The organism is Allofrancisella frigidaquae (assembly GCF_012222825.1).
In the GTDB taxonomy this organism is placed as follows: Bacteria; Pseudomonadota; Gammaproteobacteria; order Francisellales; family Francisellaceae; genus Francisella; species Francisella frigidaquae.
Window position 1 is genome coordinate 1,092,404 of record NZ_CP038017.1, and the last position, 26,319, is coordinate 1,118,722.

The following is a 26,319-nucleotide window of genomic DNA, read 5'->3' on the forward strand; positions in this document are numbered from 1 at the left end:
GTCTCATTATTACTGTTACTTTCGTGAAACCGTGAATTAAGTTTAAAATAACTAAGTATTTTTTTGCAGTGTTTTATAACAATATAGCTACAGTAAAATTTTTGAATTTGTCGTGGTGGGTGCTGAGGGGTTCGAACCCCCGACCCTCGCCTTGTAAGGGCGATGCTCTCCCAGCTGAGCTAAGCACCCGACAAAAACATATTATATATATACTTTATAATAAGTCAATATTTTTTGGCTTATTTAATTATCCAACGATCTCACTTTTTAGTATTTCTTCTGCTGTAAGTTTTGATTCTGCAATTTCTCTTAATGCTAATACTGTTGCCTTCTCTTTTTTTTCATTTCCTGATTCAGTGTAGCCACTCTTTAAGATATTATTTGCACGCATAGAAGCTAATACTACTAAATCAAACCTTGTTTCTACTTTATCTAAACAATCTTCTACTGTTACTCTAGCCATATTTTATACTCCTTTATTTTAGGACGTTTTATTTTAATAATTGTTTTACCTTGTTGTAAACAATATCTATTACAGTTTTATTTTGTGCCCCATCGGGGATAATTATATCAGCTTTTCGTTTAGAAGGCTCAATAAACTTTATATGCATAGGTCTAACAGTATCTAAATACTGATTAACAATACAATCAACTGTTCTACCTCTTTCATTTTGGTCTCGTAATAATCGTCTTATAAAGCATAGATCTGATGGTGTATCCATATATACTTTAAAATCCATCATATTAAGTATCTCTGGATCGTTAAATAGCATAATGCCTTCTAATATTATAACGTTAACTCCACTTGTTACCCTCTCAGACATACAGCTAACTCGTGAATGAGTATTATAATCATAATATGGAACGTAAATATCTTCACCTTTTATTAATTTTACAAGATCTTTCTTTAAAAGTGCATGATCAAAAGCATCTGGATGATCGTAGTTAACTTTAGCTGCTTTTTCTTGACCAAGGATTGTGCCCCAATCTTTATAGTATCTATCTTCAGAGATAACTGCTACTTTATCAAGATGGTGAGTTTCTAACATCTCAACTACAGCATTCGAAAAAAGGGTTTTCCCAGAACCAGAACCTCCTACGATACCCATTATAAAAACTTTATTTGACACTATATCTTACTTCCTTTTATAGCTGTATCTTAGGTTGAGATTTTACTAAAAAATCAAGTTCTTTCAATAACTTTAAAAACTCTTTTATTTTATACATTGGAAAAGAGTTTGGACCATCACTCTTTGCTTGATCAGGATTAGGATGTGTTTCCATAAATAAACCATCAATACCAACTGCAATAGCAGCTTTTGAAAGTACTGGCACAAACTCTCTTTGACCGCCAGAAGAACTACCTTGACCACCTGGAAGTTGAACAGAATGTGTAGCGTCAAAAACCACTGGACAACCTGTAGACTTCATTATCTCAAGAGAACGCATATCTGAAACTAAATTATTATAACCAAAACTAACACCTCTTTCACAAACCATTATGTTTTCATTGCCTGTCGATTTTGCTTTAGCTACTACATGTTGCATATCCCAAGGTGCTAAAAACTGCCCTTTTTTAATATTTACTGGCTTATTTTGCTTACATACGTCTAATATAAAATTTGTCTGACGACATAAAAAAGCTGGAGTTTGCAAAACATCAACAACTTCTGCAACCTCCGCAAAAGGAGTATCCTCGTGTACGTCTGTCACAACTGGGACATTATAAACTTTTTTTACTTTAGATAGAATTTCTAGACCCTTATCAACCCCCAAGCCTCTAAAGCTGTCGATAGATGAGCGATTAGCTTTATCAAAGGATGACTTATAGACAAAATTAATACCTAACTCTTTTGTTACTTCTGTTAAGTACCCAGCTGTGTCCATAGCCATCTGCTCGGACTCTATTACACATGGACCAGACATTAAAAAAAATGGTTTGCCATTTCCAACTTCAAAATTAGCAATTTTCATAAAAATTCCAAACTAAGATTTAATAAAACATTATGAGTATGTATTATACAGAAAAAGATGAGCCACAACCACACGTAGTTTTCGCATTTGGATTTCTAATAACAAAGTATGCTCCCTCAACGTCATCCTTGTAGTCAACATCTGCCCCAACTAGATATTGGAAACTCATTGAATCAACTAAAAGTCTAACTCCATTTTTAGTAATAACAATATCGTCTTGCTTTATCTCATTATCAAATGCAAAAGCATACTGAAAACCAGAGCACCCTCCACCTGTTATATAAACTCTTAAGCTAAGAGAATCATCCCCCTCTTCTTCTATAAGTTCTTTAACTTTTAGAGAAGCTGCATCTGTAAAATTAATAGGATCAACGCTTTGAACTTCTGTACTCATAAAATTACCTTGCTACTAGAGAAAGTTTAACTCTACCATTTCTATCTATGTTTTGGGCTATAACTTCAAGACCTTGACCTTCAACTATAGAGTTTGATTTTACACCGGTTTGTTCGATATCCTGAAAAGATAGATAACCATCTTTATCGCCGATTAGATTAACAAACACTCCTGACTCTAAGATTTTAACAACTTTACCTTTATAAACCTGTCCTTCTTCGACCTCTGCCACAATAGCCTCTATTTCTCTAACTGCCATATCAAGAGAACTTTTATTTTTTGCAAAAACCTTAACTTCACCAGTATCGTTTGTATCAATTTGAGCACCTGTTCTTTCTATTATTGCTTTTATAGTAGAGCCACCGCGACCAACGATATCTTTTATTTTACTAGGATTAACGTTAAGTATATGAATTTGAGGAGCTGCAGATGAAACATCTTCTTTATGTTCTTTAATAACTTCATTCATTATACCTAAAATATGTAATCTACCGACTCTTGCTTGCTCTAAAGCTTGCTCTAAAATCTCTCTAGAAATACCTTTGATTTTGATATCCATCTGTAAAGCTGTGACACCATATCTAGTACCAGCAACTTTAAAGTCCATATCACCCAAATGGTCCTCATCTCCCAGAATATCAGATAAAACCGCGTATCTTGAACCATCCTTAATAAGTCCCATCGCAATACCAGCTACAGGCTCAGCTATAGGAACACCTGCATCCATCATCGAAAGCGATGAACCACACACAGTCGCCATAGAGCTTGAACCATTTGACTCTAATATTTCAGAGACAACCCTTACAACGTACGGGTAAACATCTTCATTAGGAAATACGGCATTAGTAGCACGTTTAGCAAGATTAGCATGACCAATTTCGCGGCGTTTTGGTGCCATTCCAACCATTCCACATTCACCAACACTATACGGTGGAAAATTATAATGAAGCATGTATCTAGCTTTTTCAACGCCGTCTAAGCTTTCAACCAATTGCGCGTCTCTATCACTGCCTAAAGTTGTAACTACAAGAGCTTGTGTTTCACCACGAGTAAATAAAGCTGAGCCATGAGCACCTGGTAAAACGCCAATTTTTACGTTTATTGGACGAATTGTTTCTGTACATCTACCATCAATTCTTGGTTTACCATCAAGGATATTTGATCTTACTAGATCTTTTTCTATAGAATGAAATGCTTCTATAATTTCTTTTTCAGTATATTCATTGTTATCAACATCATTAGAAAAGACATGTTCTAACACATTCTTTCTAATCTCTGCTAATTTAATATTTCTATCTTGCTTAGAAGCTACTATATAAACATTCTTAATTTCACCAAAAAAATTAGATTTAATCTGTTCCTTAAGAACCTTATTAATCTGATGAACTGTATATTCTATACGTGGTTTAGAGGCTACTTTTACTAGCTTGTTAATAGATGAAATTATAGTTCTAAGATGCTTATGTCCATATAGGACTGCTCCTAACATTACACTTTCTGGTAAACTTCTTGCTTCAGACTCCACCATTAAAATAGCATCATCTGTACCAGAAACTACTAAATCAAGAGCTGATTCTTTTAAATCTTCTTTATTAGGGTTTAGAATATATTTACCATTAATGTAACCCACTCTAACACCAGCTATAACATCATCATAAGGTGCTCCAGATATAGCTAAAGAAGCAGACGCTCCAATTAAAGCCAATATATCTGGTGAAAAACTGCCATCATAAGAAATAACCGTAGCTACTATCTGAATCTCATTAAAAAAACCATCTGGAAATAATGGTCTAATAGATCTATCAATAAGTCTTGAAATAAGAATCTGCTCCTCAGGAGGTCTAGCTTCTCTTCTTGTAAATCCTCCAGGAATTTTTCCAGCTGCATACGACTTTTCTAAGTAGTGTACAGAAAGAGGAAAAAAATCAGCTCCAGCTGCTACAGTTTTTTTGACTGTTGTAGTTACTAGTACAATATTCTTGCCGCAACTAACTACTACAGAACCATCTGCTTGACGAGCCATGCCACCTGTTTCTAAGGTGATTTTTTTATTTCCTAATTCAAAGACTTCTCTATATATTTTCACAGTTCAACCTTATTTTTTTGATATTTTTTAATATGTGATGAAGAAATTTTAGATGAATTACCGATTATTATCTACGTAGGTTTAGTTTGTCAATTAAGCTACGGTATCTTTCTACATCTTTATCATGAAGATAGTCTAACAATTTACGACGTTGACTAACTAATCTTAAAAGACCTCTTCTTGAGTGGTTATCTTTTTTATGTTTTGCAAAATGACCTTGAAGATCATTAATTCTAGCTGTTAAAAGTGCTACTTGAACCTCTGGTGAACCTGTATCACCTTCTGTTCTTTGATGTTCTTTTACTATATTTTGCTTATCTTGAGTTGTTAACATGATTATTTTCTCCGTTTGTTTCTAAATTAACATCTAGCAAACCGCACAAAGGAACAGTTTACCAATGGATAATTATATACTATTGGATAATAAAAACAAAGAACTACTTAGCAATCTTGTCAGGCTTGATACCTAAGATTTGTAAGCTACTTAATGCTATCTTAGCAAATATTGGAGCTGCTACTGCTCCACCACCATAGCTATCACCTTTTGGATTATCTATGGTAACTGCAATAGCTATCTGAGGATCACTTGCCGGTGCCATACCAATAAAACTTGCCAGATAATTTGCTCCATAAGTTCCTCCAGAAAGCTTACGTGCTGTACCAGTTTTACCTGCAACATGATAAAGGGGAATCTCTGCTTTTGAACCAGTACCACCAAGATCTTCTACTACAGATTGCATCATACTTATCATTTCTTGCGCAACCTTATCTGAAACTATAGAACTAGTATCTACAACATCCTCAGACCTTCTTTTAAGTATAGTAGGCTTTATATACTCTCCATTATTTGCTATTGCTGTTGTTGCTGCTACAAGTTGTAAATCTGTAGCGTTCATACCATAACCAAAAGATAAGGTTGCTAATTGAAAATCTCCCCACTTCTCTTTAATTGGCACAAAACCATCTCTTTCGCCAGGAAGCTCTATGCCTGTCTTACTTCCAAATCCAAAATTTCTCAAAGAAGGTTCTAATATAGTAGGTTCTTCTAATCCCAGGATAAGCTTAGAAATACCAACGTTGCTAGATTTCATTAAAATATGTCTTAAGTCAATATCACCATAATCCCTAGAGTCCCTTACTGTGTTTTTACCTATACGATAATATCCTGGATGGGTATCTACTACAGGCTCCTCAGACGTAACATCAACACCATAAGTAAGAGCTGTTGCTGCAGCAAATGCTTTCATAACAGAACCAAGCTCATAAACATCTGTAACAGCCCTATTTCTACGACTATCAGGATAGGCATCTGCCATTGTGTTAGGATTATAAGATGGATAGTTAGCCATTGCTAATATCTCGCCTGTACGAACATCTTCTATAATAACTGAACCGGCATCAGAGTTTGTCTGTATCACTCCCTCTTTTAGGTATTTATAAGCTACATATTGCAATCTTGAATCTATACTTAACTGCAAATTATTACCGTTTCTTGATTCTATAAACTTATCCTCAACCTTAGATGCAACCCCACCTTTTAAATCTTTCTTATATTCAAAATAACCATTTTCACCTGTAAGAAATTTATTAAATTGAAGCTCTAAGCCTTCTTGACCCTTACCGTCAACGTTTGTAAAACCTATAATATGTGCCGCTACTTCTGCTAATGGATAATAACGTTTAAATTCACGTATCACATGGATACCTGTTATGTCTAAATCTTTAATTTGCTGAGAAAGATATGGCTGAACTTTCCTTTTTATATATACAAACCCACTCCTGCCTTCCCTAACTTTAACTTGGTTTCTTACCTTATCTTGCTCTTTTTGTGATAAATCCAAAATATTCATTATTTTTTGCAACTTTGGATCCGACGATTTTATATAGTAAGGGTCCACCCAAATAGTATCAACTGGGGTGCTTATTGCTAGAGGATTACCATTTCTATCTAAAATAATACCTCGGTAAGCCTTGATATCTATACCTCTATCGCTACGATTATCACCTTCTTGCTTTAATTTCTGGTGCTGCGCTGTCTCCATATACACAAGCTTAAAAAACAAAAATAAAAAGCTAAATATCAAAAGAATTAAAATGACTAAATGCCTTAGTTTATGACGGTAACTACTCATCAACACCCTCATTTAAAAATTTGATATCGTTTTTTGTTGGCAAAGACATATGTTCTTTTTGTGCAAAATTCTCAACAACCGTGGGTGTAGCTAGAGAACTATACTCTAAAACTATTTGGCTCCATTGTTCATCCAATTTTGTTTTTTCTACGATCAATTCTTTTTGTTCATTAAGTTGTATCTTATATTCAAAGCGTAAAACTATCAAACTAAAAGCTGTAACAAGTAAAAGAAATAAAAGCACGAATGATATAGCAACTGTTTTCCTAAAAAAACTATTTCTAAGAGATTCAAAAAGTCTTATTCTGATTTGCCGGTTTGTTAGCATCATAACTTTTCTGCCACCCTCAAAATAGCACTTCTTGAGCGTATATTTTTGTCTAATTCATTTTCAGTTGCCTTTGCTTTTTTAACTACCCACTGTAATTTTTTTAGACCCTCATCTTGTGGAAGCATACGGCTAATTCTGTTAATTTCTACTTTAGGATTTATCAAGTTAGTAAACTTTTGTTTTACTATTCTATCTTCCAATGAGTGAAAAGATATAGCTGCTAATCTACCACCTACTCTCAAAATGTCTAGTATATTATCTAATAAAATTTCTAAATCTTTAAGCTCATTATTAACGTATATACGCAACGCTTGAAAGCATCTAGTAGCTGGATTTTTCTTTTCTCTTTGACCAATTGTTTTTCTTATCAATTCAGCTAGCTCAGTAGTAGTGTTAATAGAGCCATTTACGCTTATATACTCTTTAATTTTCATTGCTATTCTTTTGGCAAATCTCTCTTCACCATAGACTTTAAAAATATATGCTAGCTCTTCTACTGTTAAAGTTTCTAATGCTTCTCTTGCTGTTTGTCCCTGAGTGGTGTCCATACGCATATCTAAAGGACCATCATGCATAAAACTAAACCCTCGCTTAGCATTATCTAACTGAGGGGAAGAAACCCCCAAATCCATAATAATTCCATCTATCTTACCAAGAAGATCTTGTTTATAGCAATAAGCATATATATTTGTAAAACTAGAATGAACCACCTTAAAGTTATTGTATTTATAAAAATTATTTTTAGCATACTCTATAGCTTCTATATCTTTGTCAAAAGCTATTAAACTTCCTGTAGTTAACTTATCTAAAATAGCTTTAGAGTGCCCACCTCTACCAAAAGTAGCATCGATATAGATTCCTTGAGGATTAATATTTAAAGCTTCTATAGATTCCTGCAATAATACTGAAAAATGCATTCTAAACCTTAAGTAGTTCATTAGCGAGTTTTTTTGCCCTAGAAAAATCAGTTTTTCCTGAACCAAGCTTTGGTATAGCTATTACTTTAAAATAATTTGATGGTTTATACAGATTCTCTATCTTTGACTGCCTTACTATATCTTTAAGCTGATTAGGTTCGATTTCTTCTAAGGTATAAAGTAAATTAATAATCTCACCACGTTTAGAGTCATTTGTAGCTACAGCTAAGACCTCAAAGTCCATTTCATGAGAATCATAACCTTTTCCACGCAAAGCATCATAAATCTGTTGCTCTAACAGTCCTAAACTAATCATTTCACCTGCCACTTTAGCAAATCGTGAATACCTATCAACAACCGTTAGATAGCCCTCACCATCAATCTTACCTTTATCACCAGTTATATACCAAGTGTGTCCATACTTATCTATCATGACTTCTTTAGTTTTGATAGGATCATTAAGGTAATAATCCATCTTATTAACACCTCGATAAATAATCATACCTTCTGTACCTAACGGTAGCTCCTCATGTGATTCTGGATGAATTATTTTAAACTGTCCTCCAGGAACCGTTAAGCCAACTGTGCCAATTTTATTTGGAGCTTTTGTTGGTCTATTAACTGCAGCAACTGGTGATAATTCTGTAGTACCGTACCCTTCATTAATAACTTTACCGAATTTAGACTCAAACATCGAGCGAACTTCTTTAGAAAGCTTCTCTGCTCCTGTAATTATAAGCCTTAGTGTAGCAAAGTCTTCTTTTTTAACTGACTTATTTTTAGTATAAATTCTCAAAAAAGTCGGCGTTGCACATAACACTGTGGCTTTATTTTCTTTAATCAAATTTGCAACTCCCTTAGCGTCTGTAGGGTCAGGATGACAAGAAATGAATCCACCTTGGAAAAAAGAAACCAAGGAAATAGTTAAACCAAAAGCATGGAATATAGGTAGCACTCCAGCAACCGAGTCGGTTTCCCTACATTCAATAACTAAAGTACTTTGGTAAACATTTGCTAGTAAATTTTTGTGTTTAATAGCTATTCCTTTAGGTACGCCTTCGCTTCCGCTACTAAAAATAATAAATGCCAGATCATCAAGCTTAGTAGGTTTAATGTACTTTTTAACAAGTAAACTTGGAGAAAACAATTTGACTTCCAAAAATGTTTTTATAGATTCAAACTTTGATATTTGCCCTTTTATATCTTCTAGATACAAAATTTTACACATAGAGAAAACGTCTTCAACAAAAAAACCTTTATGTTTGAGCTTTTCAACAAATGCTCTAGAGGTTATTATCGTTTTGATTCCAGCACTTGTTATAGCATGCCTTAGAGACTCTTCTGAAGCAGTATAGTTAAGGTTAACTATTGTTTTTGCGCTTATAAGTAAAGATAAAATTGCTAAATAACCACCCGCACTAGTTGGCAGACAAATGCCTACATTTTCTTCTTTAGGAAGATATGTTTTGAATTTTTTGGCCATAAGTATAGAAGCAGTTACGAATTTATAACCGTTTAAGCAAACTCCCGTAGTATCACTTACAACCTTATTATTTTTAGCGTTTAACATTTGTCTAAACCATATCTCAGCTGGTGATTTAAGCAAACATAGATACTTTTCCCAAGTTCTTACTGATAAATCATCAAACTCTTCTATTAGTGTTTTTAAACTTTTTAACTCTGTAATATCAAAGAAAACCTGCCTATCTAAATTTTTACGTTGTGAATAATAAGGCATTTCTGGACCACAAATAAATAATATAAATCTATTTTTATCTTGGTCAATCTGGGATATAAAATTATTATTTACAAAAAGTAAACTATTATGGTCCCAAAAACTAATATGATTAATATAAGATATATTATTTCTACTGAGTAGTCTCTCAAGTCCTTTTGCTCTATTATCAAAACCATCTAGCACTGTTATATGCATATCTGGTAAATAGGTTTTAAGTGCCAACACTGAAACTATCGAGGTATCGTTAGCAATAACAATTGAAGTTTCTTTGAGCTTTTTAAAGTCTATATCCTGGTTACAACTATAAATATATTTTTGATTTAACCTTTTATGTATAGAGGATTTCAGCTGACTTAATTGCATATTTCTCCCATATTACTCGCAAACTAACCATCGCTAATATGTTATCATATAGTAATCCTAATTTTTATAACTAATGTGGATTTTATGCCAGAGTTACCTGAGGTAGAAACTGTAAAAAAAGGTTTATTAGATAGCGTAGTTGACCATACTATTAAAAATATACAGATAAACACTGAAAAGTTAAGGTATCCTCTTGATAAAGTAGCGTTAGGTAAATTAAAAAACAAACAAATAAAAGACGTACAAAGAAGAGGCAAGCATTTAATAGTTTTTTTAGAAAAGAATCTGCAATTAATAATCCATTTAGGTATGTCCGGAGTAATTAAGATTAAAAACTCTTCAACTTATACTGTAATTAAGCATGATCATATTATTTTAGATTTAAATAATCAACTAAGTCTAATATATAATGACCCACGTAAGTTTGGCTATTGGTTAATCAATGAGACTCTATTTCCATTAGAACATCAAGTTTTAGCATCTCATGGTGTAGAGCCTTTAACAGCTGACTTTAACTGTGATTACCTACTTTCAAAGCTAGCAAAAACCTCACGAAAAATAAAACAAACTATTATGGACAATAGTATTGTAGTAGGTGTGGGTAATATTTACGCTTCAGAAGCTCTTTTTGATAGTCGTATACTTCCAACCAGAAAATCAAATACTATCACAAAAAAAGAAGCTAACAGACTAGTAATTTCTATTAAAAAAATCCTTGAAAAAGCTATAAAAGAAGGTGGAACAACCCTTAAGGATTATAAGAACACAGAAGGTAAACCCGGGTACTTTACCCAACAACTGAATGTTTACGGCAGAGTTAAACAGCCTTGTTATACTTGTAAAACAGAAATACAAAGCTTAGTCATAGGACAAAGAAATACTTTTTTTTGTAAGAAATGTCAGAAATAGTACTAAATAACCTTCCATGAAAATTATAAATTGAAATATATATTCCAATCTATAGTAAACATAAATCTAACTCATTTTAATTAAATTTTTATTTTCAAAAAGTTTCATATATTATATAATAATATTTAAGTTATTTAATAAAAAATAATTTATTATGAGTTACATTGAAGCGCTTGCTTATATACATGAATATATAAAGACTCCTTCTATGCCAAGGAAACTAGGATACTTGCAAAAGCTATTGTTGTGTCGTAAGCAATATCGTCTTAAGGTCTTAAATAATAAGGAAAATTTGGAGTATATAAAAAACGTTGAAGGATCATATCGTATACTTTTAATGGCTGCATTAATAGGAGATTTAATTACTTGGAGAAAAGGAACACAATTTGATATAGCTAAGTATATGTCTCTTGAAGAAAAGTTTCATGGATTATCTGCTACAATAAGTTTACAAGCTAATTGCTGGGATGCGGTATATCTAGCAGAATTCTATATTGATTTAAAGCTAGGTGATGTTTCTCAACATTCGCATATTTATTCGAAGTTTCTTATGACAAAAATGCTTCCATGGGGTAATGAAAGATATTTACACTCTATAATGGGTAACTCCGTAGGTGAGTTTCTTATATCAGATGAGAATTATCTTACAGAAATTGATCTAAATTGTGTAAAGGATCTAATCCCTGGTAGTTTTTTAATAATCAATGATGTAGATCATGTGGCATTAACTATAACAAATGGATATATAATAGATAATCGTTCAAAAGATGGGTTTATAATACGTACTATCAAAGAGTTAGCGCAAGCATATGAAATTAAGAAATTATATGCAATTACTGTGGAGGATTTTAGATCAATGCTAGATGAACAACACACTTTTAGTAATACTATGATAAGTAATATAACCGCTAACCACTTCAGTTTTACTGGGATGGATAAGAAAAACCCTTTCAAGAAATAGACTTTTTTATTTAGGTTCCATAAACACAATTTTATCTAGGCCAAATAAAAGTATCAGTAAGAGCAATCAAATAGTAGACCGTAGAAAAGCTATGTCAGTTTTGTCAAATCCATAGGAAACTCTCCAAAATATTTAACACAATAAATATAAAAATAACTAAATTTTATGTATAATTTAAAAAAATAAAAATCTTATTATAGGTTAAGCAATAAACTACCGGTTTGAAATGGCTATTAACCAAAGGCATAAGTATGGAAAGTAATTTTATTCATTTTTATTGGGCTGGCCCAGAAGGGAAAGATGTCCCGCATTTTGTATATAAAAACCTTAATATTTGGGCTAAACATTTATACACTTCTAAAAGTCTGTTTATACCTATTCTATGGTGTAATGAAGCTGTTTACAAAATTCTAAAATCCCAAAATAAAATAGCTGATATCACTAGTTGTTTAACAAACATTTCTTTACCTACGACAGGGGATTCTGGTTTATTTATTGGTAATGATATTAATCACTACAAAAGTGGACGCCAGACTTCGTATAAAAATTTTTATTCATTGTTACCTAAAAAAACAGAAGCTTTCTATGGCTTAAATTATAAATACAGCTACGAGAGCCATAAGGGTTTCAAAGAAAAGTTCACAGATAAGGAAAAATGGGTCTTAAAAAAAGAAGTAGAAGATAGGTTTAAATGTATCCCTGCAATAGTAGTTAACTTTGAAAGTTACTTATACAATTTAGGCGAGACTGACGTTGAAACGGAAAATTTTAGATTTCTATTAAAAGTTTATAAATTATACAATAAACCATATTTCTATGCTTTTGTAAAAGATACTTATAACGTTCATTTTCTTGCTAACTTTGGAGGTTTATATTTTGATATAGATTTTCTACCATTAAAAGAAGATTTTTTTAAATCGATGAACCAAATAAGAACAGAAAAGTATAATAATTCTTCATTAAACCTAATCACTTCTGAATTAAGGGATAAAAAATTTCAAAATCGGCAAAACTTTACTTTCGTATTGCTTAAATACTGTGATATAAGTGACGAGTCTAAGGAAGTTAACATAAGCAGAATAAGTGCCCTTAGTAAACTTAAGTATAGTGAAATAGATTCAATAGCTTCATATGATGTGGGGTTTCAAATTTGCCTTGAACCTGTAAAAAGAAAAAATTTTTACATTCCATATACACTCCTTAGCATAACAGAACAATTTAAAAGTGACTATGCTAACTACGAAAAGAATGTTAAAGAATACAAAGAAAAAACTCGAAAAATATTTCCAAGTGGCTTATTTCAAGATAATAAATACAGTGGTTATGAGGGTGTAAATGAGCTACAGAAAAAAATAAGAGCCTTTCCACTTAACTGTGTAAATTCACTTACATGAATCTCTGAATTCTATGCTCAAACTCGATAGCGAAATAAGGCATAGCCTCATTCCAATATTTAACAGGCATAGACCATTTTTTAGTCAAATAATCTATAGCCAAGTACAAAGATTTGAAAACAGAGTCATCTTTAGGAAATAGCTTTTTATTCTTAATGACTTTCCTAAACTGGCTATTAAGCGATTCAATCGCATTAGTAGTGTAAATAACTTTACGAATTTTTGGAGGATATTGCAAGAATACAGTTAAATTATCCCAATTATTTATCCATGACTTTGAAATTAAAGGATATTTAGTATCATATTTATTTGCAAAGTTATCAAGCTCAGATTGAGCTATTGCAATGGTATCAGCATCATATATTTTCTTTAACTCTCTAGCTACCTCTTTCTTGTCTTTATATGGCACATACTTAAGACTATTACGAATTTGATGAACGATACAAAGCTGATGCTTTGTCTCAGGGTATATAGCTTGTATAGCATCAGACATGCCTTTTAAATTATCAGTACATGCTATAAATATATCCTGTAAGCCTCTATTCTTTAATTCAGTAAAAACACTAAGCCAATATTTAGCACCTTCATTTTGACTGATCCAAAGACCTAATACATCCTTATGACCAGTTAACGATATGCCAAGAGCCACATACACAGCTTTATTAATAATATGCTTGTCTTCTCTAACTTTAACGACTATACAGTCAAAAAACACTATTGGATAAACTGACTCTAAAGGTCTATTTTGCCATGCTTTAACATCATCAATAATAGCTTCTGTAACATCACTTATAAAGCTTGTACTTATCTTTGTATCATATAACTCAAATAACTGTTGTTGGATATCTGTAGTACTCATACCTTTAGCATACAAAGATATAATTTTTTGGTCTAAGCCGTTTATCTTGGTGACTCTTTTGGGAACTATTTGAGGTTCAAAGTCACTATCTCTATCTCGTGGAACTGATATTTCCAAATTACCTGTGTCTGTAGCTAATGTCTTGTTACTATAGCCATTCCTAGCATTTGATGAATTAGTCCTTTGGTGTTTTGAATAACCAAGATGACTATTCATTTCTGCATCTAGTGCTTTTTCTAATAATCGTTTTGTTAGTTGCTTTAGCAAACCATCTTTCTCAAACATTTGATTAATATCAACACCTGAATCTATTATTTGATCTGCAATAGCTGTGTAAATATCTTCTGACTTCTTATTCTTAGACATTGTTTCTATCCTTAATATTTCGCTAGAAATAATCTAGCAGGTTAATTAAGAATTTACACATTTATTTGGAAAGTCCCAAATTATTAGTTTGTCATAATCTCATAGAGAAAAGACATCAAATATCTAAAAATTTTACAGCTAAAAGCAAAACTAGTACAGGTTGAGTCTTTTGCGTGTAAGAATCATTTTTTTAATTCAATCGCACCATTTTTTTGCGTTTTGCAATCAAAAGAATGTCTTTATTGATTCCAGGTATATTTTCAATACTCTCAATATACGCTTTAGTTGCTTCATCATGGCCTTCTTGCAAAGCCGCGCTTAATCCTGGTTTACCATTACTATCTCTTGCTATCAAAAGCTTTTCTTTGTTGATCTCAGGTATATCTTTAATACCCTCAATATACGCTTTAATAGTTTCAGCACGATTGCATTGTAAAGCTAGTTTTAGTCCTGGTGTACCATTACTATCTTTTGCAGCCAACAGTATTTCTTTATTGATCATAGGTATATCTTTAATACCCTCAATATACGCTTTAACAGTTTCAGTATGACCTTCTTGCAAAGCCATTAATAATCCAGGTGTGCCATCAATATCTTTTACGGCTAAAAGTATGTCTTTATTGATCATGGGTATATCTTTAATACCTTCAACATATGCTTTAACTGTTTCAGCATAACCTTCTTGCATAGGCATGAATAATCCAGGTTTACCATCGATATCTTTTGCAGCCAAAAGAATATCTTTATTAATCAGAGATATATTTTTAATACCTTCAATGTATGCTTTAACTGCTTCAGCATGATTATTTTGTAAAGCCATGTATAACCCTGGTACATTATCACTATCTTTCGCCGCTAAAAGTACATTTTTATTGATCGTAGGTATATTTTTAATACCTTCAATGTATGCTTTAACTGTTTCAGCATGACCATCTTGCAAAGCCATGTATAACCCAGACGTGCCATCACTATCTTTTGCTGCTAAAAGTATATCTTTATTAATCATAGGTGTATTTCTAATGCCCTCAATATACGCTTTAACTGCTTCAGCGAAGCCATCTTGCAAAGCTATGAATAACCCAGGTGTGCCATCACTATCTTTTGCCGCTAAAACCTTTTCTTTTTCCCCATGACTAAGATTTACAGATAAGATCTGCTTAATGCAATTGGTTACGGCATCGACATCATTGTCATTTAGGGCTGAAAACAACAAATTAACATTATCATTTAGATTTTGCTTGTCTGTATAAGAATAAGAGTAATGAATGTGTACTTGATATCTAGTATTAGTTTTACTATTTAAAATTGAAGTATGTGAGCAAGGATAGTGTTTAACGTAAGAGCTATTATCCCAAACAAAAAGTCCTGAATTAAGTATATCTGTGCTACTATGGATAAGATACGGTGCTAGGTAAGTATTAAAATCACTATTGACAGAGTCAGATAGGACGATATGATAATCTGAAGGTTTTGCCTGATTATTTTTTATATCATTGTATCGAATTTTTAATCTGTGATCAAAACATATTTCAAAAGAAAAATTTATCTGATTATCAAGCGTTAATGTATGGCCATAGTTTAAATTTAAAGGCATATAGATTGAATCAGTTTGCGATTTTTTTTCGTTCCAGAAACTTCGCTTATTATACTTATATACATTCTTTTTATTATAGATAACATTCAAAGTATTAAATACGAAATTCATTTGCTTAATATTATTAACGTCAAATTTGCTATACTCATTTCTGATGAAATTTATAGCGTTTAAACTACTTACTTTACTAACAGCATAAATATTTTGGAAATTAGTCTTCTCAAAAGCTTTTTTGTACACTTGATAACGGTAGTTGGCAAGAGAGTTTAGTTGTGGATATTTATTTGCTAAACGTGGCTTGTGATAATCAAGCTCCTGTTCGACGGTATTCTTTATTTGCTGTGAAATAGTGTTATCCTCAGTATCATTTTTTTGAACCAAACTAGTGTGAAGGTCTAGAAGATCATCGTAAATACTGTTAACAGGTTTTTTACGCATACATGTACCAGGCACTAAAATTACATATGCCGGAATGTTTGAAAGTCCTGTAAGGTATTTCTTGTACTCTTCCTTTGTGGAGCCAGGATGCTCCTTGTCTTTATAAGTTAAAAAATATTCAGGACAGATGACTAAATGCCTTTGTCCTATTTTATGCTGCACCAGAGTATTGGCATAACCCTTTATTGTATCGATTTGTGATTGGATGTAATCGTCAGGAGATAAATTAGCTAAGCTCTTAGTGTGTACATGAGCGCCATGAATAATATGGACAACCATATCGCTATTATTTATTGACATGCGGGATTCCTTGCTTAATTTTATTGCTGCGTTGTAAGTTTTAGTTTATGCAACCTTAATAACATAACCTAAATTTTGAAAATGTTTATATAGTGATTGAATATGATGGTCATCAGAAAATACAATTTTCAGGTTTAACTAAAAATTTTTCACTACCTTAAGATTTATACCTTTATTAAACTATCTAGATATTTTTCAGCATCTAAAGCAGCCATGCATCCTGTGCCAGCTGAAGTTACAGCCTGTTTATAAATATGGTCAGCTACATCACCAGCTGCAAATACACCTTTGATGTTTGTTTGAGTAGCATCACCAGCTAAACCTGATTTGACTTTAATATAACCATTTTCCATCTCTAGTTGATCTTTAAAAATACCAGTATTTGGAGTGTGACCAATGGCAATGAATACGCCAGTTACATCAATTTGAGATTCTTCATTAGTTTTGACATTTTTAACACGTAGAGCGTTAACCCCCGTATCATCGCCAAGTACTTCTTCTAATGTAGTGTCCCAGATGATATTCACATTACCATCTTTAGCTTTTTCCATTAGCTTATCGATAAGAATTTTTTCAGATCTAAGTGTGTCTCTACGGTGTATTAAAGTTACAGATTTAGCGATGTTTGATAAAAAAAGAGCTTCTTCCACAGCAGTGTTACCACCACCAATTACGGCTACATCTTTATTTTTATAGAAAAAACCATCACAAGTAGCACAAGCTGAAACACCTTTACCCATGAATTTTTCTTCTGACTCTAAACCAAGGTATTTAGCTGTAGCTCCAGTAGCGATAATCAAAGCATCACAAGTATATTCTCCTAGTTCACCAACTAATTTAAACGGCTTATTTTGTAAATCTACTGAATTTATTGTGTCAAATGCAATTTGAGTATCAAATCTTTGAGCTTGCTTTTGTAATTTCTCCATTAGATCAGGACCCATAATGCCATCAGGCTCACCTGGCCAGTTATCAACATCTGTAGTGGTTGTAAGTTGACCACCTGGCTGCATACCTGTGATTATTACCGGGTTTAAGTTTGCTCGAGCTGCATATATTGCTGCAGTATAGCCAGCAGGGCCAGATCCTAAGATGATTAATTTATGATGGTTTGTCATGTTTTCTATAAATATAAGTAAAATTCTTTATTCAAAAAATTATAGCATAAAGTTATATGGTACTGAATTTATAAATAAACTTAGCCCTCTCGATGTGGCTAGTAACGCAGATCTTAAAGACATAGCAGTATTGCTAAGAATGTGGAAGACGTATTTTGGTCAATAACGTTATAAAGGTATAACACATACTATAGGAAGATTACCACAATTATTTATTGCTCCATACAAACTGGAGTAATCGTCGAAGTTATTTGCAACAATAATAATAAAATCGGTATTGTCACTTAGTGACAATTGAGTAGAGCTTGGGTTTAGTATTTTGCCAGATATGTTTAAGCTGCGGTTATTGGTAAATATATTTTCCAAGTGTAAATACTGTGATGAGCCGCTGGAAAGATCTTTACCAAAGCATATTCTCCAAAACTTTTTAATGCAATCTACGTTTCCAAATATTTTGGCATATAGTAGGTTATGATATTGTTTTTTAATTTCTTTACATTTTTTGCTGGTAGGTAGTTGATTAAATATATCCAGTAATTTTCCGCTAAGTAATTCATTACGTGCATCACGAGCAATTTGTGTTTCGGAAGTAAAGTCACAAATACCATATCCTTGAAACCACCCATAATCGTTATAGTCTTTATATGTATGGCAATGAAGTGTGATGTGATCGGCTATTGGTTCTATGTTGCAAAGAGTATTTAATATAAATGAAGTATACGAATGAGCTTTACGAGGAAATCTTTCTATTTTTTTACAAATTAGATTAAATAAATTGTTAGGATCTGAAGAGCTGTACTTGTCATATTTCCAGTTTTGAATTTCATTGTTAAATGTATTTGCTCTTACTATCCCTTTATTACCATTGTGCCTAAAGAAATTTATAACCCCTCTGTTCTTACGCCACTCTAGGTATTCATCTGTAGCGATTTGAATTGCTTTTTTAATATTTTTCACACTCAGTGGTCCATCCACACCTACTTTAAGCTCAGTATACTCAGTATACTTACCCCAAAATGCGGTTTGAAAGTAGGTTGGTATAATCGCATTAATTATTTCTTTAAACCAAGCTTGACAGTCACTTAAGTTCTGGAAAGGAGCTTCTGGGAGTCTGGCTTTATAATCATACCTCATTTCAGTTAATGGTGAGGTGCAAACTGCTCTGCAATATGGGCAAGTAGAATTAGCAAATAACCAGCTTTCTATGCATACTATATGTAATAAACGTTTACAACATGTAGTTTCACATGCTCTAGCATCTTTTTTACTTTTGTTATGGTATATGAGATCTTGACAAATACAACATTCTTCATCTTTATGAGCCAAGAGTTCGCTATAGCTTAGTGTTTTATATTCATTCATTTTGTTTAATCCTTATGCTGTAGGAGGTTATTTTTATAAATAAATTAACTAAATATAGTTAAATATATTTTAATAAATAAAAAATATATAATTAAATTATTATACGACAGTAGTCAAAAATTTCAACCAATATTTGTTTAAACAAAAAAATTTTAAATAAGTTGTATATATAATTATATTTTAATTGTATTAAATTAAAATATAAAAGCTATAGCATAGATTTGATTTGTTTGATCTCATTTTTTTGACTAATTTTAATCTCTAAAGCTGACTGAGGAAAAACACTAAAGTCATCAGTTCTTAATATCTTTTTAGAAGCAGAGCAATGGATATTTGTTACTTTTGTGGTATCTAAAATTTCTTTTATATTATTTGAGTTAATACCACCTCCAGGCATTATTTGTATTTGGCAGCCAAACTCTTGTTGTAGGGATTTTATGGTTTTTAATCCTTCTATTACATTTGTAGCTGCTCCTGATGTGAGAATTCTATCAAAACCAAGATCAACGATTTCTTTTGTACTAGTGTGTATTTCAGCTGTTAAATCTATAGCTCTATGAAAAGTTAGCTCTTTATTGGCTTGTTTTGTAAGTTTAATAAATGGCTCTAAGAACTCTTTATCGACTTTATTTTCTTTTGTTAAGGCTCCAATCACAATCCCATTTACATCTAGTTCAAGCATCATTTGCAAATCATCAAGCATAATCTGTTGATCAGTTTCATCATAATAAAAATCACCAGCTCGATGACGAATCATGGCTTGCAATGAGCCTGTGAAATTATCTTTAGCAAATTTTACTAAGCTAGGTGAGGGCGTAAGTCCTTCAACTCCAAGAGCAGAGCAAAGCTCTAGCCTATCAGCTTTAGCCCTTTGAGCATGTATAATTGACTGGTAGTTATCAATACATATTTCTAAAGTAATCATAGTTATACTAAAATCCTTCATCATTTAATTTTACTAACATAAATCTTATGCGATTATTATATCCAATTTACTCAAAAACGAAGATATCATATTTCATCTGGCATTTGTAAGTTAAATTACTAATAACGTAGAGAACTTTATTATCAGGCCCCAGTTGAGGTAACTATTAAAGCTGATCATAAAAATATAGTTATGTTGTACGAGTGTGAAAAACGTACTACCGTTAATAGCAGTGAATAGATATGGTTATCATCATTGTCGCATAACACTTAAATTACACAACCCAAGCATTCCGTAGCCGCTTTTACAAGGGTTTCTTTTCAAATTTCATATCAATATGAGCTTACGGTAGTTATAAGTTGCTGGGGCTAAGTTTATTAATACTAATCATTTCTATTTTATTAATAGCTAAATAAATTTCCATATTACATCATAGGTTTAAAATTTAACTAAAATTTGTTGAAATTAAAAAAAATTTAACTAAAATATTTTATTGCACATATTAATAAAAAAATACAAATATGTTATTTTAAATTATTATTGCATGGGGTGATTATGAATAAAAAATTAATAAAGGTGGTAGCTCTACTAGCATCGACTTCATTATTAAGTAGTTGTGGCTCATCAGAAAAAGTAAAAGAGTATCAGATAGTTACCGACTGTAGTAGCGTAGTATGTAGCGTGGTAGTGGATGATGTTGATTTACTTAGATATACAAATGTGCTAGGTAAATATGTTGACCAAGTATTAAAATCAGAGCCTTTAGGAGCTGCTGAAGGTACACAGTTTGATGTCACATGGAATATATCAGGAGGAGATTATGCCTCAGCTCAGCAAATGTTAGATGCAGGGTTAACAGCATGTGAAAATGATGTGTGTTTAGATACAGCAAACCCTACAGGATATGTATTTGATTCTGTGGAATCAAAAGAAATAAGTGTTTCTGGGAGCATAGTTAATCCCGATGGTACTACTCAAGAGATAAGCCTTACAAAGACTTTTACAGTTGAGTATGGAGCTCCTAAGATAGCCTCTGAAGTAATCTCTGGATTAAATTACCATTTTACGGCTGACATAACAGATACTGGAATACCAGATAATGCAACCTTTACTTGGAAAGTAAATGGTACAGAAATCGGTACAGGCCAAGAGATAAATTATTTTTTTCCAGTAGCAAATACAACTTACACAGTAACCTTGGAAGTATCTTTAGATGGTAAGGTGATAGCAACATCTACAGAGGATGTAATAACAGGTAACGCTATATCTGTTTTATATGAAGTTCCAAATGGGACCACAAAAACAGCAGAGGAAATAGCAGTAGAGTTTGTGGGTTACAGTGGTGATAAAAAGAACGTTGCAACGGTAGCTGCAGAAGGTGGTAAGCTAAGGTTTACTTGTGAAACAGGTTACCATGTTACTCAAGAAATGGTTGATCTTGCACCAGATCGTGTAGTTCGTATTTCTGGAGTAACTGGAAGTAGCGGGACTGTAATGTATAGTGACAGCAGCTGGAGTAGTGGTGTTACTTACGCGGCAATGAATAATGCTTATAATAGTACTGGGATTGGCTGTATAGCTGATTAGTGGTTTAAAATTTATATCCACAATTTCTTATTAAGTAGCAGTAAGTAATGATTCTGTAAATAATATCGTTTTTATTAAATCTTAGAATCAATATTTTGTGAGTTATAAAAAGATCAGGTAGTTAGGCTTGTTGAAGTCTATACTTATATTTACCAACCAGTAACTTCTTTAAGTTTTTTACCAATCTCAGCAGGAGATCTTGTGTAAGCGATACCAGCAGCTTCAAATGCAGCAAATTTCTCTTCTGCTGTACCTTTACCACCAGAGATAATAGCACCAGCATGGCCCATACGTTTTCCTGGAGGTGCAGTTACACCTGCGATATAACCGATAACAGGTTTAGTTACATTATGTTTGATGTATTCTGCAGCTTCTTCTTCAGCTGTACCACCAATTTCACCGATTAAAACGATAGCTTCTGTTTGAGGGTCATTTTCTAACAGCTTTAGAGCTTCTATTTGGTTCATACCAGGTATCGGGTCACCACCAATACCGATACAAGTAGATTGCCCAAAACCAAGTTTAGTAGTTTGAGCTACTGCTTCGTAAGTTAGAGTGCCAGAACGAGAGATGATACCAACTTTACCAGGCATATGAATATGTCCAGGCATGATACCAATTTTACATTCACCTGGAGTAATTATACCAGGACAGTTTGGACCAATAACTCTAACATCTTTACCTTCTAAATACTCTTTAACTACTAACATATCTAGAGTTGGTACACCTTCTGTAATAATTACCACTAATTTAACACCAGAATCGATGGCCTCTATAGCAGAATCTTTTACAAACGGAGCTGGTACATAAATTACAGATGCGTCAGCACCAGTAGCTTCTACAGCTTCTTTCATAGTGTTAAATACTGGTTTACCTAAGTGAGTTTGACCTCCTTTTCCAGGAGTTACACCACCAACGATATTTGTACCATATGCAATAGCTTGTTCTGAGTGGAAAGTACCGTTTTTACCAGTAAATCCTTGTACTAAAACTTTTGTATTTTTATTAACTAATACGCTCATTGTTTAATATCCTTTTAACTGTTTTAATTAATTAACCTAGTGATTTTACAACCTTATCAGCAGCATCAGCTAAACCATCAGCAGGAATAAGCTTTAATCCAGATTCAGATAAAATCTTAGAACCAAGTTCAGCATTATTACCTTCTAGACGTACTACTACAGGTACCGTCACGTTTACTTCTTTAACAGCTTCGATAATAGCTTCTGCAATCATATCGCAACGAACAATACCACCAAATATGTTAATTAAGACAGCTTTTACATTTTCGTCATCTAAAATTAGTTTGAAAGCCTCAATTACTCTTTCTTTAGTAGCGCCACCACCAACATCTAGGAAGTTGGCAGGTTTGCCACCGTACAATTGAATGATATCCATAGTAGCCATAGCAAGTCCAGCACCATTTACCATACAACCGATATTACCTTCTAGAGCAACGTAATTTAACTCATGCTCAGAAGCTTTTAATTCTTTGGCATTTTCTTGAGATTTATCTCTAAGAGCTAGTAGCTTAGGGTGTCTATACAGAGCATTTGAATCTAGGTTGATTTTGCCATCAACACAAACTATATCGCCATTTTCTCTAACAGCAAGAGGATTTATTTCAAATAAAGCAAAATCACATTCGATAAAAGCTTTATACGCACCTAACATAGTTTTTGTAAAATCATTAATTTGCTTACCTTCTAGACCAAGTTTAAAAGCAACTTCACGAGCTTGGAAAGGTTGTAGACCAACCAAAGGATCAACTTCTACTTTAAGGATTTTTTCAGGGGAGTTATGTGCTACTTCTTCAATATCTACACCACCTTCAGAAGACGCCATAAATGTAACTTTACGACTAGATCTATCAACTACAGCGCCTAAGTATAGCTCACGAGATACAGGATAAACGTCCTCAAACACACCTACAGAATTTACTGGCTGACCATCAGCATCTGTTTGGAATGTAACTAAATTTGTTCCGATAAGTTTTTCAGCAACTTCACGAGCTTCTTGAGATGACTTGACAACTTTAACACCACCAGCTTTACCACGACCACCAGCATGTACTTGAGCCTTTATTACAGCAAATTTACCACCGATTTGATCAAAAGCTTGAGCTGCTTCATTTGGATTAGTCGCTACAATACCTTTTTGAACCTTTAGACCATAACTTTCTAAAAGCTCTTTAGCTTGATATTCATGTAAGTTCATTGATTTTTCCTTATTTGATCTATTTACGAAATTTAAGTCAATACCTTGTAAATGATAACGTATTTAAGTACATTTTTCTAATAAAAATACGTTAGAAATGTTTATAGATTATCATTATGTTTATTAGTTTTTATAGTCGTTGTTTGGTCCTGTGCTCGCTGCATGTAAGAGAAAAGATAAATTGTTTGTAAATTCTTTATAAAGTGACTGCTGCAAACTAAAATTATATGTTTCTAACTGTGTTAAAAATATTCTCCAAATGCTCATTTACTATGTGTAAACTGCGCTTTTTCGAATATTTTTGCCTTGTTACCACCCATCTAATTCCGGCTTGCAACAGCCCCATAAACTAGTTCTAGATTTCAAAATATTAGCTTAAATTGGTGGAATTTTCCTATCATATTCAGTATAGTGTGTTTGATGTTATAAGTAGAAAATTATTAGAAAACTATTCGTAAATTAAGGAGAGTTGTATGAATAAACTATATGATATGTTTGTAAAAGTTATATTCAGTCCATCAACGCCAGCACAACTTCTGTTAGTATCTATATTTGGTTTTGTATTTGGATTTATACCAGGCTTTAGTTATGCACCATTTTTATTTTTACTAATAATAGTTTTAGTATTGATATTGCGTGTAAATATAGGGCTGTTTGTTATTATTGCATTTTTTGCAAAATTATTGTCATATCTCTTAGAGGGTATAAGCTTTACTATAGGTAGATGGCTATTGGATGGTTTTACTCAACCACTATTTAAAACTGTAGTTAATACACCTGTTTTGGCATATTTGGGTTTTGATTATTATTTGGTAACTGGCGCTTTTTTTGTCTCTTTAATATTAGGTATTGCATTTGGATTGCTTATTGCTAAAGCTTATAAAAAAATGGTTGCTAAAATGGTAAGTATGCAATCTCAAAGCCAAATGTACCAAAAGGTTACTAGTAAATTAAGTGTCAAAATAGCCTCTAAAGTAATTTTTGGTAAAAACATTGCTAAAGTTGATTGGCAAAAAATCCAAGCTAGAAAATTTAGACAACCTATAAGGGTTTGGGGAGCTGTGTTGGTAATACTGTTTATTGCTGGTATAGCTTTTGCTCCACAAGTTTTAGAGACGGCTTTAGTTTCAAACATAATAAAACAGCAATTAACTAAAGCAAATGGGGCTACAGTTGATTATGATTCTATAAGTTTAAATATTGCTAGTGCAAATCTTCAGGTTAATGGTTTGGGAGCTGCTGACCCAGCTAATCTAAATAAAGATAGGTTTTATGCAGGGTCTATAAACGCAAGTTTGGATATATCTAAATTACTAACAAAGCAGATCTCTCTTAAGAATGTCGAGGTTACAGATGTTAGTCTTGATAAAACTAGAGATAAAAAAGGTTCGTTATATATTAAATCTCAGAATATAAATGCCTCTGCTTCTGAAAAAAGCTCTCAAGAGGTTGCAAAAAGCATAAAAAAAGTTAGCACTAGTATGCAACAAATTGATATTCAAGAAATTACAAAAAAAGCAAAGGTGACAAAAGATGTTGCAAAAGGAATCAAACAGGTTGTAGAGTTTCTTGCGTACTTTAGGTCTCCTACACAATCACAGGGTGACAGCTCTAAAACAACAGCTGCTGAAATCAGCCAGCAGGCTAAAGTATATGGTTATGCTAACATTCAAGCTAAGCATCTACACGATAAGGCTCCAGACTTTACTATTCAAAATATGAATATTAAAGGTTATGAAAATGAGGATATGGTTTATGATGTCAAGATTTCGAACCTTTCAACAAATCCAATTCTATTAGCTAAACCAACAGAGATTAATGTAAAATCATCAAGTAATGATAAGATGGCCGCGAGAGTAGTTATATCAAATCAAGTAGGAGTTGATAATACAGTAAGTTTTGATCTGAAAAACTTAACTGGTGAGCTTGCTAAGGGTTTGAGTATTCAAGGAGTTGGAATTGATGCAGATAGCTTAGATATCACAGGTAGTGGTAAATGGCAGTTTAAGGATGTTAGAAATATTAGTTTTGATATTCCTTTAAAGCTAAATTTCACAGACGTTGCTGTGAGTTTTCAAAAAACAAAGCAAAAAATTTCAGATTTGACTTTAGATGCTACTATTTCTGGTGATTTGGACAAAGTTAGTTTCACTGCAGACACGTCATCTTTAACTAGTTTGTTAAGCACAGAGGCGGCTAAGAAAACAGCTGAAAACTTAGCTAAACAGGCTGGCTTAGATAAAAAAACAAAAGATCTGCTAAAGAAGACAACTATTAATGGTAAGTCTATCAATGATTTAAAACCTGACGATGTTAAGCAGCTAGCTTCACAATTTGGTGTCAGTTTAAGTTAG

At 32.7% G+C, this 26,319-nt stretch carries 22 protein-coding genes and 1 tRNA gene; 5 read left to right on the forward strand and 18 right to left on the reverse strand.

Annotated features, from left to right (window positions below):
* Positions 1–113: 113 nt before the first annotated feature.
* From E3E15_RS05110 to migR, 11 genes are all read right to left on the reverse strand, one after another.
* Positions 114–189, reverse strand: a tRNA-Val gene (locus E3E15_RS05110).
* Positions 190–247: 58 nt separating this feature from the next.
* Positions 248–463 (reverse strand): DNA-directed RNA polymerase subunit omega, encoded by a 216-nt coding sequence (gene rpoZ / locus E3E15_RS05115; protein WP_035719587.1) that lies wholly within the window; start codon positions 461–463, stop codon positions 248–250.
* Positions 464–491: 28 nt separating this feature from the next.
* Positions 492–1,109 (reverse strand): uridine kinase, encoded by a 618-nt coding sequence (gene udk, locus E3E15_RS05120; protein WP_425352919.1) that lies wholly within the window; start codon positions 1,107–1,109, stop codon positions 492–494.
* 37 nt (positions 1,110–1,146) lie between these two features.
* Positions 1,147–1,974: a 3-deoxy-8-phosphooctulonate synthase gene (gene kdsA, locus E3E15_RS05125; RefSeq protein WP_172106845.1), complete on the reverse strand. Its 828-nt coding sequence runs from the start codon at positions 1,972–1,974 to the stop codon at positions 1,147–1,149.
* Between the two features lie 43 nt (positions 1,975–2,017).
* The gene (gene erpA / locus E3E15_RS05130) at positions 2,018–2,368 is read right to left on the reverse strand and encodes an iron-sulfur cluster insertion protein ErpA (RefSeq protein ID WP_035719590.1); all 351 of its coding nucleotides are present in this window, start codon (positions 2,366–2,368) and stop codon (positions 2,018–2,020) included.
* Between the two features lie 4 nt (positions 2,369–2,372).
* Complete coding sequence (gene pnp, locus E3E15_RS05135; RefSeq protein WP_172106847.1) at positions 2,373–4,454, reverse strand: polyribonucleotide nucleotidyltransferase; 2,082 nt, start codon at positions 4,452–4,454, stop codon at positions 2,373–2,375.
* A gap of 67 nt (positions 4,455–4,521) precedes the next feature.
* Positions 4,522–4,788: a 30S ribosomal protein S15 gene (gene rpsO, locus E3E15_RS05140; RefSeq protein ID WP_081835921.1), complete on the reverse strand. Its 267-nt coding sequence runs from the start codon at positions 4,786–4,788 to the stop codon at positions 4,522–4,524.
* 103 nt (positions 4,789–4,891) lie between these two features.
* The gene (locus E3E15_RS05145) at positions 4,892–6,586 is read right to left on the reverse strand and encodes a peptidoglycan D,D-transpeptidase FtsI family protein (protein WP_172106849.1); all 1,695 of its coding nucleotides are present in this window, start codon (positions 6,584–6,586) and stop codon (positions 4,892–4,894) included.
* Positions 6,579–6,917 carry a cell division protein FtsL gene (gene ftsL, locus E3E15_RS05150; protein WP_035719606.1) on the reverse strand — a complete coding sequence of 113 codons (339 nt, stop codon included), beginning with the start codon at positions 6,915–6,917 and terminating at the stop codon, positions 6,579–6,581. Before ftsL ends, E3E15_RS05145 begins: the two co-directional genes overlap by 8 nt.
* On the reverse strand, positions 6,914–7,834 hold the full coding sequence (rsmH, locus tag E3E15_RS05155; RefSeq protein WP_172106850.1) for a 16S rRNA (cytosine(1402)-N(4))-methyltransferase RsmH: 921 nt from the start codon (positions 7,832–7,834) through the stop codon (positions 6,914–6,916). Before rsmH ends, ftsL begins: the two co-directional genes overlap by 4 nt.
* Position 7,835: 1 nt before the next feature.
* Entirely contained in the window at positions 7,836–9,935 is a 2,100-nt protein-coding gene (gene migR / locus E3E15_RS05160; RefSeq protein WP_172106851.1) for an iglABCD operon regulator MigR, read from the reverse strand.
* Positions 9,936–10,019: 84 nt separating this feature from the next.
* Between migR and mutM the strand changes: the two genes are divergently transcribed.
* The 3 genes from mutM to E3E15_RS05175 all read left to right on the forward strand — a co-directional run bounded on the left by mutM (position 10,020) and on the right by E3E15_RS05175 (position 13,199).
* Positions 10,020–10,844, forward strand: a complete 825-nt coding sequence (mutM, locus tag E3E15_RS05165) for a bifunctional DNA-formamidopyrimidine glycosylase/DNA-(apurinic or apyrimidinic site) lyase (RefSeq protein ID WP_172106852.1) — start codon at positions 10,020–10,022, stop codon at positions 10,842–10,844.
* A gap of 154 nt (positions 10,845–10,998) precedes the next feature.
* On the forward strand, positions 10,999–11,805 hold the full coding sequence (locus tag E3E15_RS05170) for a hypothetical protein (RefSeq protein ID WP_172106853.1): 807 nt from the start codon (positions 10,999–11,001) through the stop codon (positions 11,803–11,805).
* A 251-nt stretch (positions 11,806–12,056) separates the two neighbouring features.
* Positions 12,057–13,199, forward strand: a complete 1,143-nt coding sequence (locus E3E15_RS05175; RefSeq protein WP_172106854.1) for a hypothetical protein — start codon at positions 12,057–12,059, stop codon at positions 13,197–13,199.
* Here E3E15_RS05175 and E3E15_RS05180 read toward each other — a convergent pair.
* The 5 genes from E3E15_RS05180 to E3E15_RS05200 form a co-directional block, all read right to left on the reverse strand.
* Entirely contained in the window at positions 13,192–14,424 is a 1,233-nt protein-coding gene (locus tag E3E15_RS05180; RefSeq protein WP_172106156.1) for an IS256 family transposase, read from the reverse strand. The genes E3E15_RS05175 and E3E15_RS05180 overlap by 8 nt on opposite strands.
* Positions 14,425–14,614: 190 nt before the next feature.
* Positions 14,615–16,756, reverse strand: coding sequence for an ankyrin repeat domain-containing protein (locus tag E3E15_RS05185; RefSeq protein ID WP_172106855.1), 2,142 nt, complete (start codon positions 16,754–16,756; stop codon positions 14,615–14,617).
* A gap of 164 nt (positions 16,757–16,920) precedes the next feature.
* Entirely contained in the window at positions 16,921–17,874 is a 954-nt protein-coding gene (gene trxB / locus E3E15_RS05190; protein WP_172106856.1) for a thioredoxin-disulfide reductase, read from the reverse strand.
* Positions 17,875–18,042: 168 nt separating this feature from the next.
* The gene (locus E3E15_RS05195; protein WP_172106857.1) at positions 18,043–19,236 is read right to left on the reverse strand and encodes an RING finger protein; all 1,194 of its coding nucleotides are present in this window, start codon (positions 19,234–19,236) and stop codon (positions 18,043–18,045) included.
* Positions 19,237–19,444: 208 nt separating this feature from the next.
* Entirely contained in the window at positions 19,445–20,161 is a 717-nt protein-coding gene (locus E3E15_RS05200) for a copper homeostasis protein CutC (protein WP_172106858.1), read from the reverse strand.
* 555 nt (positions 20,162–20,716) lie between these two features.
* On the opposite strand from E3E15_RS05200, the gene E3E15_RS05205 reads away from it, so the two are divergent.
* Positions 20,717–21,748 carry a DUF3281 family protein gene (locus E3E15_RS05205; RefSeq protein ID WP_172106859.1) on the forward strand — a complete coding sequence of 344 codons (1,032 nt, stop codon included), beginning with the start codon at positions 20,717–20,719 and terminating at the stop codon, positions 21,746–21,748.
* Between the two features lie 149 nt (positions 21,749–21,897).
* On the opposite strand, the gene sucD is transcribed toward E3E15_RS05205, so the two are convergent.
* Together sucD and sucC are read right to left on the reverse strand one after the other, a co-directional pair.
* Positions 21,898–22,770, reverse strand: coding sequence for a succinate--CoA ligase subunit alpha (gene sucD, locus E3E15_RS05210; RefSeq protein WP_035719631.1), 873 nt, complete (start codon positions 22,768–22,770; stop codon positions 21,898–21,900).
* A gap of 31 nt (positions 22,771–22,801) precedes the next feature.
* Positions 22,802–23,965 carry an ADP-forming succinate--CoA ligase subunit beta gene (gene sucC / locus E3E15_RS05215; protein WP_035719629.1) on the reverse strand — a complete coding sequence of 388 codons (1,164 nt, stop codon included), beginning with the start codon at positions 23,963–23,965 and terminating at the stop codon, positions 22,802–22,804.
* A 473-nt stretch (positions 23,966–24,438) separates the two neighbouring features.
* On the opposite strand from sucC, the gene E3E15_RS05220 reads away from it, so the two are divergent.
* Entirely contained in the window at positions 24,439–26,319 is a 1,881-nt protein-coding gene (locus tag E3E15_RS05220; protein WP_172106860.1) for a TIGR03546 family protein, read from the forward strand.

Bases quoted from the DNA above. Each gene is read 5' to 3' on its own strand.
- rpoZ (WP_035719587.1), bottom strand. From the start codon at position 463: ATGGCTAGAGTAACAGTAGAAGATTGTTTAGATAAAGTAGAAACAAGG.
- udk (WP_425352919.1), bottom strand. From the start codon at position 1,109: ATGGGTATCGTAGGAGGTTCTGGTTCTGGGAAAACCCTTTTTTCGAAT.
- kdsA (WP_172106845.1), bottom strand. From the start codon at position 1,974: ATGAAAATTGCTAATTTTGAAGTTGGAAATGGCAAACCATTTTTTTTA.
- erpA (WP_035719590.1), bottom strand. From the start codon at position 2,368: ATGAGTACAGAAGTTCAAAGCGTTGATCCTATTAATTTTACAGATGCA.
- rpsO (WP_081835921.1), bottom strand. From the start codon at position 4,788: ATGTTAACAACTCAAGATAAGCAAAATATAGTAAAAGAACATCAAAGA.
- E3E15_RS05145 (WP_172106849.1), bottom strand. From the start codon at position 6,586: ATGAGTAGTTACCGTCATAAACTAAGGCATTTAGTCATTTTAATTCTT.
- ftsL (WP_035719606.1), bottom strand. From the start codon at position 6,917: ATGATGCTAACAAACCGGCAAATCAGAATAAGACTTTTTGAATCTCTT.
- rsmH (WP_172106850.1), bottom strand. From the start codon at position 7,834: ATGCATTTTTCAGTATTATTGCAGGAATCTATAGAAGCTTTAAATATT.
- migR (WP_172106851.1), bottom strand. From the start codon at position 9,935: ATGCAATTAAGTCAGCTGAAATCCTCTATACATAAAAGGTTAAATCAA.
- mutM (WP_172106852.1), top strand. From the start codon at position 10,020: ATGCCAGAGTTACCTGAGGTAGAAACTGTAAAAAAAGGTTTATTAGAT.
- E3E15_RS05170 (WP_172106853.1), top strand. From the start codon at position 10,999: ATGAGTTACATTGAAGCGCTTGCTTATATACATGAATATATAAAGACT.
- E3E15_RS05175 (WP_172106854.1), top strand. From the start codon at position 12,057: ATGGAAAGTAATTTTATTCATTTTTATTGGGCTGGCCCAGAAGGGAAA.
- E3E15_RS05180 (WP_172106156.1), bottom strand. From the start codon at position 14,424: ATGTCTAAGAATAAGAAGTCAGAAGATATTTACACAGCTATTGCAGAT.
- E3E15_RS05185 (WP_172106855.1), bottom strand. From the start codon at position 16,756: ATGTCAATAAATAATAGCGATATGGTTGTCCATATTATTCATGGCGCT.
- trxB (WP_172106856.1), bottom strand. From the start codon at position 17,874: ATGACAAACCATCATAAATTAATCATCTTAGGATCTGGCCCTGCTGGC.
- E3E15_RS05195 (WP_172106857.1), bottom strand. From the start codon at position 19,236: ATGAATGAATATAAAACACTAAGCTATAGCGAACTCTTGGCTCATAAA.
- E3E15_RS05200 (WP_172106858.1), bottom strand. From the start codon at position 20,161: ATGATTACTTTAGAAATATGTATTGATAACTACCAGTCAATTATACAT.
- E3E15_RS05205 (WP_172106859.1), top strand. From the start codon at position 20,717: ATGAATAAAAAATTAATAAAGGTGGTAGCTCTACTAGCATCGACTTCA.
- sucD (WP_035719631.1), bottom strand. From the start codon at position 22,770: ATGAGCGTATTAGTTAATAAAAATACAAAAGTTTTAGTACAAGGATTT.
- sucC (WP_035719629.1), bottom strand. From the start codon at position 23,965: ATGAACTTACATGAATATCAAGCTAAAGAGCTTTTAGAAAGTTATGGT.
- E3E15_RS05220 (WP_172106860.1), top strand. From the start codon at position 24,439: ATGAATAAACTATATGATATGTTTGTAAAAGTTATATTCAGTCCATCA.